This is a genomic window from Bacillus cereus group sp. BfR-BA-01316, from assembly GCF_022664195.1.
Classification (GTDB): Bacteria; Bacillota; Bacilli; order Bacillales; family Bacillaceae_G; genus Bacillus_A.
Map to the genome: position 1 here is coordinate 1 of NZ_JAKUGX010000110.1, position 273 is coordinate 273.

Below are 273 nucleotides of genomic sequence, written 5' to 3' on the forward strand. Positions count from 1 at the left end.
CATAAAATGTACTAACGAACGAAAGGGGGTAATATTATGGGTTTTGGTTTTGGTGGAGGTTGTGATTTCGATAGATGTCATCATCGAAGAGAAGATCATCGAAGAGAAGATCATCGAAGAGAAGATCATCGAAGAGAAGATCATCGAAGAGAAGATAATAATCCCGAGTTACGACAATTTTTAAGAACATTAACTCCCGGCACTTGCATTGTTATTCAATATGATAATCAAAGACCTACAAGTGCAACATTTCAAGGTTTTCAAGGAAACAAC

General features: G+C 36.6%; 1 pseudogene. It reads left to right on the top strand.

Annotated features, from left to right (window positions below):
* Nucleotides 1-36: 36 nt before the first annotated feature.
* Nucleotides 37-273, top strand: a pseudogene (locus MR071_RS25215) (hypothetical protein); the annotation flags it as partial.